At 48.0% G+C, this 17,247-nt stretch carries 17 protein-coding genes; 12 read left to right on the forward strand and 5 right to left on the reverse strand.

Annotation, left to right across the window (positions count from 1 at the left end):
* Positions 1-15: 15 nt before the first annotated feature.
* Entirely contained in the window at positions 16-1,218 is a 1,203-nt protein-coding gene (locus AC3Y23_RS05125) for a Ger(x)C family spore germination protein (protein ID WP_379196349.1), read from the reverse strand.
* Between the two features lie 73 nt (positions 1,219-1,291).
* Positions 1,292-2,767 carry a spore germination protein gene (locus tag AC3Y23_RS05130; protein WP_379196351.1) on the reverse strand — a complete coding sequence of 492 codons (1,476 nt, stop codon included), beginning with the start codon at positions 2,765-2,767 and terminating at the stop codon, positions 1,292-1,294.
* A 266-nt stretch (positions 2,768-3,033) separates the two neighbouring features.
* On the opposite strand from AC3Y23_RS05130, the gene AC3Y23_RS05135 reads away from it, so the two are divergent.
* From AC3Y23_RS05135 to AC3Y23_RS05150, 4 genes are all read left to right on the forward strand, one after another.
* Positions 3,034-3,873: a GNAT family N-acetyltransferase gene (locus AC3Y23_RS05135; RefSeq protein WP_379196353.1), complete on the forward strand. Its 840-nt coding sequence runs from the start codon at positions 3,034-3,036 to the stop codon at positions 3,871-3,873.
* A 3-nt stretch (positions 3,874-3,876) separates the two neighbouring features.
* Entirely contained in the window at positions 3,877-4,416 is a 540-nt protein-coding gene (locus AC3Y23_RS05140; RefSeq protein WP_379196355.1) for a GNAT family N-acetyltransferase, read from the forward strand.
* A gap of 188 nt (positions 4,417-4,604) precedes the next feature.
* Positions 4,605-5,177 (forward strand): PadR family transcriptional regulator, encoded by a 573-nt coding sequence (locus tag AC3Y23_RS05145; protein WP_379196357.1) that lies wholly within the window; start codon positions 4,605-4,607, stop codon positions 5,175-5,177.
* Positions 5,174-5,536, forward strand: coding sequence for a DUF4180 domain-containing protein (locus AC3Y23_RS05150; protein WP_379196359.1), 363 nt, complete (start codon positions 5,174-5,176; stop codon positions 5,534-5,536). Before AC3Y23_RS05145 ends, AC3Y23_RS05150 begins: the two co-directional genes overlap by 4 nt.
* Positions 5,537-5,596: 60 nt before the next feature.
* Here AC3Y23_RS05150 and AC3Y23_RS05155 read toward each other — a convergent pair whose 3' ends face one another.
* Both AC3Y23_RS05155 and AC3Y23_RS05160 read right to left on the reverse strand, forming a co-directional pair.
* On the reverse strand, positions 5,597-7,348 hold the full coding sequence (locus AC3Y23_RS05155) for a HAMP domain-containing sensor histidine kinase (RefSeq protein WP_379196361.1): 1,752 nt from the start codon (positions 7,346-7,348) through the stop codon (positions 5,597-5,599).
* Positions 7,345-8,073 (reverse strand): response regulator, encoded by a 729-nt coding sequence (locus AC3Y23_RS05160; protein ID WP_379197102.1) that lies wholly within the window; start codon positions 8,071-8,073, stop codon positions 7,345-7,347. The genes AC3Y23_RS05155 and AC3Y23_RS05160 overlap by 4 nt, the downstream gene beginning before the upstream one ends.
* A 361-nt stretch (positions 8,074-8,434) precedes the next feature.
* On the opposite strand from AC3Y23_RS05160, the gene AC3Y23_RS05165 reads away from it, so the two are divergent.
* From AC3Y23_RS05165 to AC3Y23_RS05185, 5 genes are all read left to right on the forward strand, one after another.
* On the forward strand, positions 8,435-9,136 hold the full coding sequence (locus tag AC3Y23_RS05165) for a GntR family transcriptional regulator (RefSeq protein WP_379196363.1): 702 nt from the start codon (positions 8,435-8,437) through the stop codon (positions 9,134-9,136).
* An 87-nt stretch (positions 9,137-9,223) separates the two neighbouring features.
* A complete protein-coding gene (locus tag AC3Y23_RS05170; RefSeq protein ID WP_379196365.1) occupies positions 9,224-10,216 on the forward strand; it encodes an ADP-ribosylglycohydrolase family protein in 993 nt (330 codons plus the stop codon).
* A 33-nt stretch (positions 10,217-10,249) separates the two neighbouring features.
* Positions 10,250-11,632 carry a purine-cytosine permease family protein gene (locus tag AC3Y23_RS05175; protein ID WP_379196367.1) on the forward strand — a complete coding sequence of 461 codons (1,383 nt, stop codon included), beginning with the start codon at positions 10,250-10,252 and terminating at the stop codon, positions 11,630-11,632.
* Entirely contained in the window at positions 11,625-12,539 is a 915-nt protein-coding gene (locus tag AC3Y23_RS05180; RefSeq protein ID WP_379196369.1) for a PfkB family carbohydrate kinase, read from the forward strand. Before AC3Y23_RS05175 ends, AC3Y23_RS05180 begins: the two co-directional genes overlap by 8 nt.
* A gap of 210 nt (positions 12,540-12,749) precedes the next feature.
* Positions 12,750-13,172: an immunity 22 family protein gene (locus AC3Y23_RS05185; RefSeq protein ID WP_379196371.1), complete on the forward strand. Its 423-nt coding sequence runs from the start codon at positions 12,750-12,752 to the stop codon at positions 13,170-13,172.
* A gap of 83 nt (positions 13,173-13,255) precedes the next feature.
* On the opposite strand, the gene AC3Y23_RS05190 is transcribed toward AC3Y23_RS05185, so the two are convergent.
* Positions 13,256-14,524: an alkaline phosphatase gene (locus tag AC3Y23_RS05190; protein WP_379196373.1), complete on the reverse strand. Its 1,269-nt coding sequence runs from the start codon at positions 14,522-14,524 to the stop codon at positions 13,256-13,258.
* Between the two features lie 166 nt (positions 14,525-14,690).
* Between AC3Y23_RS05190 and AC3Y23_RS05195 the strand changes: the two genes are divergently transcribed.
* From AC3Y23_RS05195 to AC3Y23_RS05205, 3 genes are all read left to right on the forward strand, one after another.
* Complete coding sequence (locus AC3Y23_RS05195) at positions 14,691-15,086, forward strand: RidA family protein (RefSeq protein WP_379196375.1); 396 nt, start codon at positions 14,691-14,693, stop codon at positions 15,084-15,086.
* A gap of 202 nt (positions 15,087-15,288) precedes the next feature.
* The gene (locus tag AC3Y23_RS05200) at positions 15,289-15,981 is read left to right on the forward strand and encodes a TetR/AcrR family transcriptional regulator (RefSeq protein ID WP_379196377.1); all 693 of its coding nucleotides are present in this window, start codon (positions 15,289-15,291) and stop codon (positions 15,979-15,981) included.
* Positions 15,942-17,225 carry an MFS transporter gene (locus AC3Y23_RS05205; protein ID WP_379196379.1) on the forward strand — a complete coding sequence of 428 codons (1,284 nt, stop codon included), beginning with the start codon at positions 15,942-15,944 and terminating at the stop codon, positions 17,223-17,225. The genes AC3Y23_RS05200 and AC3Y23_RS05205 overlap by 40 nt, the downstream gene beginning before the upstream one ends.
* The last annotated feature ends 22 nt before the right edge of the window (positions 17,226-17,247 follow it).

Here is a 17,247-nt window from a genome sequence, read left to right on the forward strand (position 1 = left end):
TCCCTTTTCAGCCTTTTATTCAAGCTCTATGGATTTATTGGTTAAACCTACCTGCGTTATTGAAATGTGTGGAATAATGTTTATTGGTACTTCCGGAAACAGATTCTCCCATTCCTTGGCATAGCTTGTGTTCCATTGTTTGGGGTGCTGGCGGTAGACGATTTGCCCGAACCCGAGAATATCTGTCTTATACTCTTGCTGTGCCTTGTGACAGACCAATTCAATTCTGGCCTTGACATCATCCGCAACCAAAGCTCTGACATAGTCCAGATCCTTGGGGCTACTCATGTCCAGCTTAGAAGTATTCTCGAAGATAGATATCCCCGCATAGGTATCCACATTTATCGTAATTCCTTTAGTGTCTGCAAGAGTATGATATTTCGTATGTGCTGTATGCACTTGTGCGCTGATCCGGCCGCCGCCCTTTTCCGCCGGAACTTCGGCAGTAGTGACCGCATCCTTCATCCGGTTCTTGAGCCACATGGCACCTCTGGTCTCCGTCTCGTTCAGCCAGCCGATTAGTTGATCCTTGTGAAACAGAGCTGCACCTCTGACGGATAGACTGCTAATCTGGGATGAGCCTGGATCTGACTCGTTGCTGTTTTTATCTATTTGAGCCGGGAGTAGCTGTACACGAGCTGCCATGGGCGTATCTCCCGGGGACACCATCATGTCCATAAATTGCAAAAGACGGACACTTACATTCCTTTTGGATTTGGCCTCTTCGCGCATGATTTCGGAGGACAGTTTCTCGAATACCGGATTATACTCCAATATTTTCACCGCCTCGCCTTTGGTAAACAGAATATGGCTCTTGATTTGCGATTGTTTGTACCGTTCAAAAAAATCAAGGACCGGGAGCATGCCGCTGCGCGCCAGCTTCTCTCCGATAACAATGACCTTACTGTGGTAAAAGACAATCTTACGCTGTACCTTCTGCTGAATGTACCTGTAGGCCTCTAGGATGGTCTCTCCCTCTGCGGACAAAATCCAGCCAGCTTTAGTCTCTAGCTTTTCGCCTCCGGTTTGATTAGTCACACCCAGTAATCGAGGGACGGCGAGTTCCAGTGAGAGCTGAATTTTTCCTTTGTCCGTCTTGTCGAGACCGACGGCAGTAACCATTGCTACGTCACTTACTTCCACTTTGCTCCAGCAGCCTGTCAACAGGGTAAGAATTAGGACAAGCATCATTAACAGGGTTACTGGTTTTACCTGCATTTTTCTCACCCCTCATCTTATTGTTGAAACGAAGCTTATGAATGGCATCGTATCAGAGTGCATGGTCTTGTTCTTATTCGCCAATTCCTCTGCGGCGATGAATCAGATTCCTCCAAGGTACCCGGAAGAGTGTATCCTTAAGATTATTCAAGGATAAGGGAGCTACGGGCGAAAGATAAGGTACGCCAAAGGAGCGGAGCCTAAGCAAATGGATGCATATGACCAGCAGCCCCAGGAGAATTCCGTACAGCCCCAGAGTCCCGGCAAGGAACATTAACGGAAAGCGCAGCAACCGTGCAGCGATCCCCAGGCTATAAGAAGGGAAAATAAAGGAGGCAATTCCCGTGAACGATACAATAATCACGAGGATCGCCGAGACAATACCCGCCTGCACCGCGGCTTGCCCAATGACAAGTGCGCCTACGATGCTTACGGCCTGTCCAACAGGACGGGGCATGCGGATACCGGCTTCACGAAGTCCTTCAAAGGTAATCTCCATGAGAAGTGCCTCGACTAGGGCTGGAAAAGGAACCGCCTCGCGTGAGGAGGCAATACTTAACAGCAGGTTGGTTGGCACCATTTCCTGATGAAAGGTCGTTACAGCAATGTAAAGAGAGGGAAAGGTCAGGGCGATGAACGCTAGCCAGTATCGTAGCCACCGGGTGGCTGTCGATATCATGTACCGTTGATAATAATCCTCCGGCGACTGCAGCAATCCCAGAAAAGTGATAGGCAATACCAATGCGAACGGCGTATTGTCAATCAGTAAGCCGACTTTACCTTCTAGCAGAGCTGCAGCTACCCGATCCGGGCGTTCTGTACTAAGTATTTGCGGAAACGGCGAATACGTATTATCCTCGATCAATTCTTCAATATATCCGCTCTCCAGAATCGCATCGATTTTTATTCGGTGAAGCCGTGTCCGCACTTCATCCAATAGCTCTGTCTTGGCCACTCCGTCCAGGTACACGAGGACAATATCCGTATTGGACACATCACCAATGGTTAGTGGCTCGATCTTGAGTTTATTCGTCTTGAGCCTGGTGCGCAGAAGAGTTGTATTGGTGCGCAGTTTCTCGGTAAAACCCTCCCTAGGTCCACGAATGGTTGGCTCAGAGGCCGCTTCCTCAACCGCGCGTGCTTCCCGCTTTTTCATATCGAAGATCAGGGCTTCAGGAGAACCTTCCAGAATGAGTACGGTGTCACCGTTCGTTATGGCAGATGCGATGGCATGAGCTTCACTCTCTAGCTTGCTCTGGCAGGCAGATACAATGCTTTTTTGCAGAATAGCTTGGACATCGTGATGCTTGACTTGTTCATTCAGCTTTTGTTCCAATTGGCTGCGTCCGTGCAGCAAGGGAGTAATGATGTGCATGTCCACTAGTGACACATCGATCAATCCGTCTATGAAAATAATAATGCCGCGGTATCCGCCGCAGACCAGTAATTCCTTGAATACGACATCACTTGAACGATCGAAAGCCTCCCTGAAGAACGCCACGTCGGCTTCGAAATCACCACTAAGTGTAAGGCCCTTCGGAGAATTCACTTGGGACAAATGAGGGGTTGATCGCTTTTTTTGTGATTTACTTTTCATAAAGATCCATTTGAACATAATTACATCCTTAGATGGGTCTGACTTGATATTCCCAGGTTATTATGCACAATTTGCATGGAATTATATTCTTGGAGCATCAACGGATACGATGCATTTTTGACTCGACTATGGAAAATTTACTTTAACTCATTCTTTACAATCCATATAATCCCACTTCGAGGTATAATCTAACTATTATTGTAATGGAGGGGATTCATGTGATCTGTGAGCTTAAGCCACAGGATTTCAAGAAAATAAAACATCTAACGGATCCCTGTTATAACATCGAAGTAAGGGCAATTGCTGAAGGTGTTAACCCGGGGCGGGTGTACACAGATAATCCTGATGAACCCGAAGCGGCTTTAATCTGGATTCAGGGCCAGTCTGATTTTCAAATTATCGGGAATCCGCGAAGCCAAGGCTTTTTGCAGGGCCTTGATTCCTATATGAGAACCTATCTTGAGCCTGAACTGATAAAGCAGAATATTCATGGGATAGAGATTGTGCCGGAGAACAGAGAGTGGGGCGAGACCATCACTGAGATCTTTCATCCGCGTCATCTCTCCCATGATATTCAGCATGTATTCGGGCTCATAGAGGACAATATACCTCCGGTACTGGAAGTGGTCTTTTCACAAGTAACGATCACCAGAATGGACAAGGAGACATTAAGACCCGGAAGGTATAAGAATTATTCCTTTTTGGAGGAGAAGATACTTCGCTTCTGGAGCTCGATAGAGGATTTTTTGCAGCATGGCATTGGATATATAGCAGAGTGTAATGAGAAGGTGGCCAGCGTGTGTTTTTCTGGCTTTGTAGCCGGGAGTACCCATGCGGCGGATGTAGAAACTGTGGAAGAGTTCCGAAGACAGCATTATGCTGCTGGAGCCGTCAGGGCTTTTGTGGCGGAATGCTATCGGAACAATATCCAGCCCTATTGGGATTGCTCTCCTGATAACATGGGTTCAATTCGGCTGGCTGAAGGTGCAGGCTTGTCTTTAGATTTTAATTACCCTATATTCTGGTATAATCTTGCCCCCAATAAGGAGGAATCTTAGTTCATGGAAATTCGCGGAGAACAGGTGCTGCTGTCCAGTCTAGCCAGTAGTGATCTGGACTTTATAAGCAGTACATTATGCAATAAAGATTTGTGGTATTACGAAGAGAGTGTAGATGATAACAGAGAGGAAGTACGTGAGAGATACCGGAGCAGGATTCAAGATACCGGGAATAAGGAGCATTATGATTTTGTGATTCGTAGAGCGAATGATTCCGAGGGCACGCCAATTGGGATAATAAAGCTTTGGAGCTATGTTGGTTTCCGCAGCAGCTGGGAGCTTGGTTATGCTCTGCTTCCGGAATACACTGGCAACGGATATGGAAGTGAAGCAGTGAGACTGCTGCAGCAATTTGCTTTTGAACAGCTGAAGGCCCATAAGGTTGTAGGAATGTGCAATAGTCATAATGAGCGATCGGCCGCACTGATGGAGCGAAGCGGGATGGTCAGGGAAGGGATTTTCAAGGAAGAGCTGAATTGGCAGGGACGCTGGGTTGATCAGTATTTTTATGCGATATTGGAGAGGGAATTTATACATATATAATCGAGCCTTAAGTTCGGATTTTAAGTTAGGATCTTAAGTTGGACTTACCTACCTACTAAAAGCACCTTTTTTGTGGTGGATGTTTGCATTAGTCTCATCCTCAGCAAAAGAGGTTTTTTCTGCGCTTGCATCTACTAAATAACATATGATACTATTAACATAAGTTACTTGATAAAGGATGGATTGTAATGTCAATCAAATTGGCGATTTTGGGTATCCTGAGCTGGAAGTCATCCACTGGATACGATCTAAAAAAAATCATTGAAGATTCATCAGCGATGTATTGGTCAGGCAACAACAATCAAATATACAAGACACTGGTGCAGCTCCTGGGAGAAGAACTCGTTACGAATGAAGTGCAGCATCAGGAAAGCTCGCCTTCTAAGAAGATCTATACAATTACGGAGAAGGGCAGAGCCGAATTGAAAAGCTGGGTACTTTCACCGTCTGAGCTGCCGGAGATCAAGAAAGGGTTCCTGACCCAACTGGCATGGGCTGATCAGTTAAGTCCAGCCGAGCTGGAAGAGCTACTGTCAGGATATGAGCAGGAGATCAGTCTGCAGATCAGCCTGGAGCAGGAGAAGGTTCGTAGAGGCCTCTTTTCCCCCAATCGCACCCCCCGTGAGACTTATCTCTGGAAAATGATTGACGAGAATATTATCGCTTCATATGAACAAGAGCTGCTATGGGTGCAGCAATTACGCCAAGGTCTGGCAGAGCAGGCTTCGAAAGACGAACAACCAAAGGAGAGAATAGAATGAATTACGAAGTGATCAGCAATAACAATGTAAACTATGTCTCATGCCTGTCCGCCGAGACACCGCTTAGCAGGGAACAGGATGCATTAGACCTCATCGCCTTATGCTCAGAGCATGACACCAAGCTGCTGATGCTTCATGGTGCAGTGCTGTCCGCAGATTTCTTCAACCTCAGGACAGGTCTGGCAGGTGGAATGATGCAGAAGCTTATCAATTATCATGTGAAAACTGCGTTGATTTTGGATGAAATGATTACAGAAGGCAGATTCAAGGAACTAGCTTCAGAATTGAATAAAGGAAACCAATTCAGAATCTTTGACAATACCGATGAGGCCGAGCAGTGGCTTCTCCAGCGAGCTTAGTATGGACATAGAAAAGAATCTTCAGGCTCCCGGAAGTCGCAGGGCTGAAGATTCTTTTTTTTACAAGTTGTGCTTCTGGGGCAGCAGGATCAGGATTTCAGTCCCTTGGCCTACTGCGGAATGTACTTTGATTTCACCACCATGTGCATCCACAATCGCCTTGGCGATGCTCATTCCGATACCGGAGCCTGCTGTGGATTCTTCTGTATTGGTTCCCCGGTAGTAGCGTTTGAACAGATTTTGCTGGGTGGTTTCATCCATTCCGCTTCCATTGTCCGCTACTTTGATGTAGGGGATGTTATTCATTAAGCCTACGGAGACGTTAACCGTTACACCAGGCCGATTGTGCTTCACCGCATTGGATAACAGGTTGTCCAATAGCCGCTGCAGCCAATTGTCATCTGCCTGAACATATAAGGCCTGATCTGTACCTTCATATGTGAAATCGCAGTCTGACATGGTTGCATCATTCACATATTTCAGAACAGAACGGCGTACTAGCTCTTCCAGGTCCAGCTTGTGGACTTTCATGAGGGAAGCCCCATGCTTGAGCTGATTAATGAGCGAGAAGTCAGTGATAAGCTCAAGCATGTAGTCGCCTTTTTCACGGATCATCGTGCCCATGACCTGAAGTTCCTCCTGGTCCCATTGCCCAGGCTGGTTCGCCAACATGTAGCCATACCCCTGAATGGTAGCCAGTGGTGTCCGCAGATCGTGCGATATGCCAGACATCCATTCTTCCTGCGCGTTCTCCAGCCGTTTGCGTTCTTTCTCCGTATGCGCCAGCTGTTCGGCCATATGGTAGAACGTCTGAATAACCTCGCTGTATAGCTTGTAGCTGATTTTCAGCTTCCCGCTTGGCTTAAAGACTTTGCGTTTGTCTTTCTCCGTCAGCACTTGATCATAATGCCCTTGGCTTAATTTCTGGAACCAATTGACGAAAAGAATCAGCGGTTGACCATAACGGTAGCCGTGCCAGAGAGAGATCGCCAGCGAGAAGACAAAGATGAAGACGGCCATCCAATAGATTCCACGAACAAGGCTCTGAACAACGGGCTGTCTGGGGATGTTCTCCACCGCATTTGGTGAGTATAACATCCAGGTCTTTGCTGTGTGCGGATCCCGGTAGACTGCAATGTTCCTATCCGTATTGGCTGGAGCCTGCTGCATTTTCAGGATTTCGAGCGTAGACTGGTTTGGATAAAAAGAGCTGCTCTTCCCGGCACTCTGAACGGTTGTCCCCGCTTCGTCAGTGATTTGCAAATACCTTCCGCTGTCCATCAACTCAGCTGATAGTTCGGGGAGCTTCGACTTGCTAACCAGCCCATTGCTCTGATAGCTGTTGAACAGATTCATGAGCAGATCCAGGTCAGGATTTTTGTACCCAAGGAGAAAAAGCTGGGTTTGTGAGAGGTTAAGATCCATTTGAGAATGCACCGAGTAATCTTCGTACTTACCTGATTCCTGTATGTTTAACAGTTGGGCCACAGAGTAGGAGGAGGGAAGCGATGGGACAATGGCTGAGTTAATGTCATAGATCACTTTTCCGTCTTCATTGATAATCTGCAGCCACATCCCCCGCTCCTTGAGCAGATTAATCCAGTGTGAGGGGACCTTGATCTCCCCGTTATTCCTTGAGACTTCCGTCGTGATGCTGGTCAAGGCTCCGTTTGGAAAATTGCGGCGCAAGTCATCGTCGATCGTTTTTTGCAGAAACATAAAGAGCAAGAACAGACCAATGGCCTGTATAAGCAGGGCATATAAAATAAATTGGTAGGTAAGATGGAAGGCAATCCGCCGTCTGATTTTCATGACTCCTGTGGCCCCTTTGCCAGCTTATAGCCTAGACCGCGGATGGTCAGCAAATATTGGGGGTTGCCAGGGTCTGTCTCGATGCGTTCCCTGATCCGTCGAATATGCACGGGTACCGTGGAATCATCCCCCAGTCCGTCAATTCCCCATACCGCTTCATAGAGCTGGGTGCGGGTAAAGACGATCCCCGGATGCTTGCAGAAATGGAGAAGTAACTGAAATACCTGGGCCGGGCAGGAAACGGGTTGTCCATCTACAAGGAGTTCACCTTCTGCCTCGTTGACGACAAAATGCCCGAATTCGTACAGCACAGCTTCAGAGCGAGGCGGATTAAGTGTCACCGGTGAGCCCTCGGCATTCTGTCGGCGCAAACGAGCTTTAATTCGTGCCACGATCTCCAAAGGATTGAAGGGCTTGGTGATATAATCATCCCCACCCATGGCAAAGCCAGTCAGCACATCCAGGTCTGAAGCTCTTGCCGTTAGAAACAGGATATGGGGATTGCCATATTCTCGAATACGCGAGCAAATATCCAGCCCACTGCCGTCAGGGAGCATGATGTCGAGCAGTACGATTTCGGGGCGGACACGCCGGGCGACCTCCAGCGCTTCCCGGCAGGTAGCGGCAGTATAGATATCCTGGAACCCTTCCTTGCGCAGCACCATTTGGAGCATCGTAATAATTGAAGATTCATCGTCTACGATGACTATTTTTGTATCGTTCATTGTTGTCATATATTCTTCACCCACTCTCATCGTATCATATTTACTTTAACAGAACTTGAACGGTAGAGGAACATAAGTACTACGGTTAATCGAACCGCTATACAGAAGAGGATGCAATAAGAATTAAGCGGCTGCGGAGAGCCTTCTAGAGTTATAATAATGGAAGTTTGTCCCAACCTCAGGAAAGCTATTGCTAAAGAATCATAAACCTGATATATTGAACTCACAACTCATACGTATGAGTTAACGACAGGCAGAACAACATGAGATGAAAGCGCTAAATCACTTGTAGCATGGGACTTGTGCAGAATGGACGGTACAGCCTGCTGGCTATCCCGTGATTGCGTGTAAGGAGGCAGATATGCTTAACAAGCACGACAGTGTTCCGCTGTACATCCAACTGCAGAACATTATCCGGAATGATATCATCAATGGTAAGTTCAAGGAAGGGGGAATGATTCCTTCTGAGACGGAAATGATGAAGCTGTATCAAGTCACAAGGACTACGATCCGTAAGGCGATTGATGGCCTCGTCGATGAAGCACTTCTGGTGAAGATGCATGGCAAGGGCACCATGGTATGCCTGCGGGAGATGAAGCATAATATCTGGAACTTTAGCGGTTTTACGGAAGCTGCGCGGAAGAAGAATGAAATTCCCGTCTCGCGTGTGCTGAAGAAGGAGATTATCAGTCTGGAAGGCAGCTCTTACATGCATTTGGTTCGGCTCCGCGGGACGCGCAAGGAGAGCAGCATTAAGTGGCTGACCCTGGATACCTCGTATGTTCCGTTGGCTCTTTTTCCAGGCATTGATCAATATGATTTCTCCGAGCAGTCCCTGTACCAGATTATGAATCAACGCTACAGTATTTATCCGCAGAATGCAGCGCTGGCCATTCATCCCATTAACAGCAGCAAGCGAACAAGACAGCTGTTTGAATATGAGGGAGATTTCCCACTGATCATGACCAAAGGGAGTGTATTGGATGAGAAAGGGATCGAAGTGGAAAAGGTAGAGGTTATCTACGGGCCGAGTGTCGAGTTCAAAGTGGTGACCCATATTTAATCGCCGAGTGAGCTCGGCTTTATTTCAAGAACAACTCATACGTACAACCGTATGTGTAGAATATATTAAGGATAGGAGACAAATTACATGAAGAACAAAATTCTCGGTGCATTATACGGAATGGCCATTGGTGATGCGATGGGGATGCCGTCAGAGCTATGGGGCAGAAACAAGGTAAGGAAGTATTTTGGAACCATAACGGATTTTCTGGATGGCCCTAAGGAAAATGATGTGGCGTGCAACTTCACCCGTGGTCAATTTACGGATGATACCTCACAGGCTCTGCTGATCCTTGATGCTCTAGTTGAAAGCGATTTCGTCCCGGATACGGCTGTAATTGGCCGGCACTTGCTGGAATGGGCCGACAGGCTGAATGCTTTTGAGAACAACATTCTCGGGCCAAGCTCCAAGGCTGCGCTACTCGCTCTAAAGGCAGGTAAAGATGCGACGGAGTTTACTTCCAAAGCCGAAACCAATGGGGCCGCGATGCGGATCGCGCCTATCGGCGGGCTATTCCTGCCAACAGAGGTCCAGAAGTTATCTAAATTTGTGTACGACATTAGCAAGGTGACGCATTCTACGGATGTGGCTGTAGGTGGAGCGGCAATGATTGCTGCAGCAGTCGGAGCTGCCATAGTCGATAAGTCGTGGGAGGATATTATGACCCATGCGGTCTCGGCCTATCTGGAAGCGAAGGATTACGGTGCAGAGACGTACAGCGCATCGCTCCCGGCGCGGCTGAGGCTCGCACTGGAATACGCGGACAAGTACGAAGGTCAGGACGACAAGTTCCTTCAGGTAATTTACGATGTTATCGGTAGTGGGGTAATCACCAGCGAATCCGTTCCAGCCGCGCTCGCCATTGCGTATTACGCCAAGGAGCCGCAACGATGCAGCCTGCTATGTGCAAATTTGGGTGGTGACACAGATACCATCGGAGCGATGGCGACTGCCATCTGCGGTGCCAAATCAGGAGCAGAAGGTATTGATCCCTCCTGGAGAGCATTGATTGACGAGGCCAATGGTGTGAATCTCAGTCAGTATGCCGATCATATTCTTGCGTTCAGAACACAGCATTAATTCATTCTGATTCATTATAGGGGGAAGAAGAACATGTCTAATTCGAAGTCTGAACTGTTTATCCCGTTTGATGAGAGAACCGGAAGTCCCAAGGAACTTTTCTTTATCTGGTTTGCCGGTAATATTGGTATTCTGGGCGTAGTCTATGGCGCTCTTATTGTGAGCTATCATCTGAGCTTTATCCAGTCCATACTAGCGGCAGCCGCAGGTGCATTGTCGTTTGGACTTGTGGGTTACCTAAGCCTGTCCGGCCTCAAATCGGGCGGTACCACCTTCGTGTTGTCCAGAGCGGTCTTTGGCGTCAAGGGGAACTATATTCCTAACCTGCTCGGATGGCTAAGTCTAATAGGCTGGTTGGCAGTGAACGTCATAACGGGAACACTTACCTTGATGTCACTGTTCGGGCTGTTTGGCATCGGTCAATCGGCGGTACTGACGGTGATAAGTCTGGCGTTGTTCGTGGTGCTGATTCTAACCTCGAATCTCTTTGGGCAAAATGTCCTTGTCAAAGTACAGACCTTCTTCACCTATGTGTTCGGGGCATTAACCTTCCTGATTCTGGTCATTCTCATTCCCCAGACAGACTGGACGGCGTTGTTCAAGATGAGCAATGGCAATTGGTTGAACGGCTTTCTGCCGGCGCTCTCTATTATCATTGCGGGAACGGGGATTAGCTGGTCCATTGCCGCCGCTGACTACAGTGCATATCAGAACCCGGCCAATTCCGGTAAAAAGGTAGTCGCTGGTGTCACGATTGGTGCCTTCATTCCATTGTTCTTCATCATGGGCGTGGGAATTCTGCTCAGCACCTCTGTGCCGGATCTGGTGTCTGCTTCTAACCCGATCCAGGCCATTGGGAATGCGCTTCCAAAATGGATGACAATCGTCTACTTCATTACTGCGCTTGGCGGTCTGATTCCGCAGTGTATCATCAGCTTGAAATCGGCTCGTGTCAACATGGAAACACTGAACATCAAGGTCAGCGATAAAACGGCTATTGGCATTCATGCGCTAATTATGATTCTTATTCCTGTCTACGTTCTGTTTATTTCAGAGGATTTCCTGATGAACTTCCAACTGTTCCTGGGTATTCTCGGCATCGGTCTGGCAGCCTGGGCGGCGACCTTTATGTTCGACTATGTGCTGCTGCGAAGCAAAACTGGGTATGATGCAGGTTTGCTGGACAATGCTACAGGCAAGGCATTTAATTACAATGGCGTAATCAGTTGGATTATCGGGGTAGTTGTAGGTTTTCTGTTCACCAACTCGCCGTTCTTCAGCGGCCCGTTTGCCACAGGAATTTTTAAAGACAACAGTCTCGGTGTGCTGCTGGCCTTTGCGGCAAGTGCAGTGACAACCATCATCTTGCATCAGGTGAACGGAAAGTCCAAGCAAGGAGGAGTATCTCATGAATGAAAATATTCTGGATCGTGTAAAATCCGATAAAAGTCGCAGAATCCTCGTGATCGGTGCAGCCGTAGTCGATGTAATCATCCAGCTCGACAAACTGCCAAGAACGGCTGAGGATGTCATGGCTGAGCATAAAGAAACTATTGTGGGCGGCTGCGCCTACAATGTGTCCAATATTCTGAATCAATTGCATGTAAATTACAGTCTGTTCGCCCCGGTGGGAAAAGGAAGCTATGGCGATATCGTCAAAGCCCAGCTGCAAAAGGACGGTGTTCCTGTACTCCTGGAGGACCTATCTGGAGATAACGGCTGGAACCTTTCCATCGTAGAACATGATGGGGAGCGGACCTTCATCACTATTCCCGGAATTGAAACACGATGGGCTCCTCACTGGTTCGGGGCACTTGACTTGGCTAGCTACGACTACATTTATGTTAGCGGCTACGAATTGGAAGGACCGTCAGGCCCAGTTATTCTGGACGCCTTGAGCCAGCGCAAGTCAACCGGGAAAATTGTCTTTGATCCAGGTCCGCGCGGAGAGTTCTTGGAACCAGCAATTCTGGAAAGAATCTTTAGTATGGGTACAATTGTGCACGCCAATAAGAACGAGATTCAGGCCATCATGGGGGTAGATGATGCCAAGGAAGCAGCAGCCAAACTGACTCAACTGACGGGCGAGGCAGTCGTCGTCACCTTGGGTGGAGATGGCACCCTGTACTGTTCACGTGATGAAGAGGGGATCGCTGAGACGGAGCCAGTAAAGGTCGTGGATACGATTGGTGCAGGCGATTCGCATACAGGCGCATTTATTGCGGGACTGGCCAGAGGCTATACCCTGCAGCAGGCTTGCGAGCTGGGAAATGTCATAGCCGGTAAAGTGGTGCAGCAGCAGGGCGGACGGCTACAATTGTAAAGGTCAAATTTAGGGTTGACCACCGCCATGGGCCAAACACCGCGCGCCGGGAGGCGCACGCAGTGTGAAAAAACATCTTCGAAAAATCCGACTGAGGCTTACCGCCCAGTCGGATTTTTAAGTATGTAGTGTTACTTTTCCATTTACAATTGGGTAAACTTGAAGTACAAAGCTTGTCATTCTCAACTAACTGTACAGAGGAGTGCGAAGATGAGAAATGCGGTTGCGATTTGGGCGGGGAATTTCAATTCTGAAGAAGAGCTTATGACCTATACGGAGGGTTCCTCTGGTGACGGAGTGGCAGGGGGCAGTTTTATGGACGAGGCAGGACTGGAGGGGCTGGATCAGGATTTTATGGAACGGCATTACATCGGGAATGGGGAAGAGCGTCGGAGTTTGGTTACCTATCTGCGGCTTGAGTACACAGAATATAGTGAGTTCGCAGAGCAGTTGCCTGCCGACCTGGAAGCCCGTCTCGTCCCATACAATTCGGTGGTGCTGCTGTATGGCAATGATTCTCCCTATGGTCCAGTGAATGAGATGCTGCTGGAGAGCTTCTCTTCCAAGAATACTTCAGCATCCTTTCCGATGATTCTCATAGCACGTGTGGAGTACGAGACATTGGGGAAGTAACAGTGAAAAAAGGGCTTCCCGCCGGTTCTGTGACCTGACGGGAAGCCCTTTACGTTAATCCTGTGAACAATCCTTTCACCGGATTATTTTTTTGCTTTAAGTCCCATAGAATCCATTAGCTTGTGGAAGACTTCAGTATTCTCGTAGATACCTGTGAAGAGATTCGCATTTCTGCCCATAGCTGTGATAGGAATATCTACCGCAGTGTGGCCTGAGGTTGTCCAGTCTACCACAAAGTTAGCTTTGGAATTGGCAATGGCGAATGGACCGTCTTCTTTAGAAATACCGTCGCCAGATTCGTCGCTATCATTCACTTCTTCAATCGAGAAACCGCCAGTTTCATGGTCAGCCAGGACCAAGACTAATGTGTCAGGGTTTTTCTTGGCGAAATCCTTGGCAACCTGAACGGCTTTATCCAGTTCTTGACCAGATTTGATCGTCATTTTGGCGTTGTTTCGGTGGGCAAATTCGTCGGTACCCTCTTCTTCAACCATCAGGAAGAAGCCATTTTTATTCTTAGAAAGGGTGTCGATTGCTTTTGTGGTCATTTCTTTAAGGGAGACGACAGGGTTATAGATATCGCCTTCACCTTCAGGCTTTTGCTGGAACATTTCCTCATTAGCGAACAGTCCGAGCAGCTTGCCACCCTTTGCTTGTTGCAGTTCTGTTTTGGAAGAGACATGGTTATAGCCCAATTGCTTAGCTTTTTCTACAAGATTACCTTGAGTTCCTTTGCTTTTCTCGGAAGGGTCTTCTGCAGGCTCATCTTGGAATTTACCCGGGTTGCCTGCCGGGTACCAGAAATCCTCACCGCCACCAAGCAGTACATCGACTTTACTCTTCGTCAACAATTGCAGTGCGATGTCACTTTGCTTGGAACGGTCTTCCACATGTGCGCCAAAAGCGGCACCAGTGGCATCCGTAATTTGACTGGTCGTAACCACACCAGTGGATTTACCGGCTTCTTTGGCATATTCCATAATAGTCGGTACAGATTTCTTGTTGGCATCCATGCCGATGGCACCATTGTAAGTCTTCACACCACTGGCATAAGCAGTAGCGGAAGCTGCCGAATCCGTTACCGGAACAGTGGAGCTTGTATGGATCAGACCAGCGTAGGGCATAGAATCCATAGCCAGATTTCCTTTTTCTCCAACAGTGGCTAACCGGATCGCGTTCCGTTGCGCGGTACCCATTCCATCACCGACAAACAGAATAACATTTTTAGTCTTGGAAGGAGCGGCGTCCGCACGATTGGTGACTTGTGCAGTTATTACGCTTGAAGCGAATAGGGCAGTTGCCGCTGTAGCTACAACGGCAGTCTTGATACCGTACTTTTTCGGTGATTTCATAAGTTCCCTCCTAATGTTTATACTACCAACCAAATCATAAAGAACTTAGATTATGAGAGTGTTTTCGGAATATGCAAATAATATTAACGTCAAGCGCGTGTTCAGATATCGAAATTTAGTATAATAATCGAAGCAGTTATCTTTTTGTAAGAAGGGAAGAAACAACGTGAGCAGACAACAGGTATTCACAGGCTCCCCTTGGGAACCGATCGTAGGGTATTGCCGCGCTATTCGTGTGGGCAACCGGATTGAGGTCGCAGGCACAACAGCGATGAAAGATGGGGAAGTCATTGGCTTAGATGATCCTTACGCTCAAACGAAGTTTATTCTGGAAACCATTGAGCGGGCTCTTAACGAACTAGGGGCTGATATGACCCATGTAGTACGAACCCGCATGTTTGTTACGGACATCTCCAGATGGGAAGACATCGGGAAAGCGCATGGTGAATTTTTTAGAGATATTCAGCCAGTAGCGAGTATGCTGGAGGTAAAGGCGTTAATAGACCCGCGTCTTTTGGTCGAGATCGAAGCAGAAGCTATCATTGATACAGAGCTGAGTTAAGAGATTGGGAAAATATTTTGATAACATTAAGCAAAGGGGCTGTCCCAAAAGTAGATTTTTCTACGGAGGGATAAGCCCCTGTTTTATTTAATAGTATGATAGTAGAGCTTTTTCATTAGCGGTTGACATAATTTGGATCAAGGTGTAATCTGTAATAGACCGACGGTCGGTCGATGAATGGACAGAATGGAGGCATTGCGCAATGAGAATTACGAAAGAACCTGAAGAACGTAGAAATGAAATTTTGGATACGGCGGAGAAGCTTTTTTATACAAAAGGATACGCGGGAACGACAGTAAACGATTTGTTGCGGGAAATCGGGATCGCGAAGGGGACGTTTTATTATTATTTTAAATCTAAGGAAGAGGTTATGGACGCGGTAGTTATGCGATTCATCGAGGCAGGGGTGTCATCGGCTAAACAAATTGCAGGCAATCCTGATCTGACTGTCCATGAGAAGCTATTGTCCATCATTATGGCACAGAAGCCAACTGATGAACGAAAAGAACATATGATTGAGCAGTTCCACCAGCCGGACAATGCCCAGATTCATCAGAAAAGCCTGGCCCAGACCATTCTTCACCTAACCCCGGTGTTGACTGAGGTCATAGAGCAGGGAATTCGCGAGAAGATGTTCCATACGCCATATCCCAAGGAATCGGTAGAATTCCTGCTGACCAGCTCGGAGTTTCTGTTCGATGAAGGAATTTTCCACTGGCAGCCGGAGGAGATCACTCAGAAGATTGAGGCGTTCATCTATATTATGGAGACGATACTGGGTGCGGCCCCAGGCAGCTTCTCTTATGTGGTGCAGATGTTTGAACAACGGTCAAAAGGACGAGGAGATGAGCAAGGATGGGGAGCGCAAGCCATAAGTCGTTTAGATCTTTTCTGATCCTATGGACGGGGGAGTGGATTTCCAGTATTGGCAGCGGACTGACTGCTTTTGCACTTGGTGTTTATGTCTACCAAATGACCGGGACAGCTACGAGTGTGGCGCTGGTGACCTTATGTGCTTTTCTCCCATCCATCTTGCTTGGACCGATCGGTGGGGTACTCGCGGACCGTTTTGACCGTAGGCTGCTGATGATGGTGGGTGATTTGTTCTCTGCTGTTGGCCTTGTATTTATTCTGGTGGCAATGCTGCTGGGTGATCCGCCGTTATGGCAGATCTGTATGGGTGTTGCTTTCAGCTCCATCTTTGTTTCTCTGCTCGATCCCGCCTACAAAGCGACGATAACAGACCTGTTGACCGAAGAGCAATTTGCCAAGGCCAGTGGCCTGGTCCAGCTTGCGGCATCCTCCAAATATCTCCTTTCACCGGTTATCGCCGGAATTCTACTGTCTCTTTTTAACATTAAGGTCGTGCTGTTGATTGACATCTTCACGTTTCTGGTTACGGTACTAACGGTACTGGCTGTGAAAAGAACTCTCGGGACCCCCCTCCAGAGCAAGGAACCATCGTCTTTCGTCAATGAACTGAAGGAGGGATGGAGTGTCTTAGCTTCCACCAGGGGTGTGCTTTCCCTGACCTTCATACTATCCGTGGTGACGTTCGCCATTGGTTTTCTCCAGACCTTGTTCACTCCCATGCTCTTACCCCTTACAGATTCGGGAACACTTGGGACGGTAATGTCTGTAAGTGCCATCGGGATGCTGGCCGGAAGTCTAATCATTGGCATCTTCAGTATGAAGAGCAACTATATCCAAATGCTGATGATCGGGCTGGGGGTAGCCGGGTGGTGCTACGCTGCGGTGGGCTTGACGACCCACATTTATTTTATCGCTGGAGCAGCCTTTCTCTTCTTCGCAGCGATTCCCTTCATTAATACAAGTGCTGATGTGATGATTCGTTCCAATATTCCAAATGATGCTCAGGGCCGGGCCTGGGGCATTATCGGCATCTTGTCCCAGCTAGGTTATGTGGCTGCTTACGCGCTGGCCGGTGTGCTTGCGGATCGCATCTTCAACCCGATGTTGCGGGAAGGAGGACTGCTGGCTACTACGGTGGGGCGAGTTATCGGTATTGGGGAAGGACGGGGGATCGGTCTGTTATTTATCGTGTGCGGATTGCTGATTGTCGTCCTGGCCTTCTTGATTCCCGGTATTAAATCTATCCATTCACTGGAGAAGGAATAGCTGACTTTATGCAAGGGGAGGA

It is taken from the genome of Paenibacillus sp. MAHUQ-45, assembly GCF_058133325.1.

Bases quoted from the DNA above. Each gene is read 5' to 3' on its own strand.
- AC3Y23_RS05125 (WP_379196349.1), bottom strand. From the start codon at position 1,218: ATGCAGGTAAAACCAGTAACCCTGTTAATGATGCTTGTCCTAATTCTT.
- AC3Y23_RS05140 (WP_379196355.1), top strand. From the start codon at position 3,877: ATGGAAATTCGCGGAGAACAGGTGCTGCTGTCCAGTCTAGCCAGTAGT.
- AC3Y23_RS05145 (WP_379196357.1), top strand. From the start codon at position 4,605: ATGTCAATCAAATTGGCGATTTTGGGTATCCTGAGCTGGAAGTCATCC.
- AC3Y23_RS05150 (WP_379196359.1), top strand. From the start codon at position 5,174: ATGAATTACGAAGTGATCAGCAATAACAATGTAAACTATGTCTCATGC.
- AC3Y23_RS05155 (WP_379196361.1), bottom strand. From the start codon at position 7,348: ATGAAAATCAGACGGCGGATTGCCTTCCATCTTACCTACCAATTTATT.
- AC3Y23_RS05160 (WP_379197102.1), bottom strand. From the start codon at position 8,073: ATGAACGATACAAAAATAGTCATCGTAGACGATGAATCTTCAATTATT.
- AC3Y23_RS05165 (WP_379196363.1), top strand. From the start codon at position 8,435: ATGCTTAACAAGCACGACAGTGTTCCGCTGTACATCCAACTGCAGAAC.
- AC3Y23_RS05170 (WP_379196365.1), top strand. From the start codon at position 9,224: ATGAAGAACAAAATTCTCGGTGCATTATACGGAATGGCCATTGGTGAT.
- AC3Y23_RS05175 (WP_379196367.1), top strand. From the start codon at position 10,250: ATGTCTAATTCGAAGTCTGAACTGTTTATCCCGTTTGATGAGAGAACC.
- AC3Y23_RS05180 (WP_379196369.1), top strand. From the start codon at position 11,625: ATGAATGAAAATATTCTGGATCGTGTAAAATCCGATAAAAGTCGCAGA.
- AC3Y23_RS05185 (WP_379196371.1), top strand. From the start codon at position 12,750: ATGAGAAATGCGGTTGCGATTTGGGCGGGGAATTTCAATTCTGAAGAA.
- AC3Y23_RS05190 (WP_379196373.1), bottom strand. From the start codon at position 14,524: ATGAAATCACCGAAAAAGTACGGTATCAAGACTGCCGTTGTAGCTACA.
- AC3Y23_RS05200 (WP_379196377.1), top strand. From the start codon at position 15,289: ATGAGAATTACGAAAGAACCTGAAGAACGTAGAAATGAAATTTTGGAT.
- AC3Y23_RS05205 (WP_379196379.1), top strand. From the start codon at position 15,942: ATGGGGAGCGCAAGCCATAAGTCGTTTAGATCTTTTCTGATCCTATGG.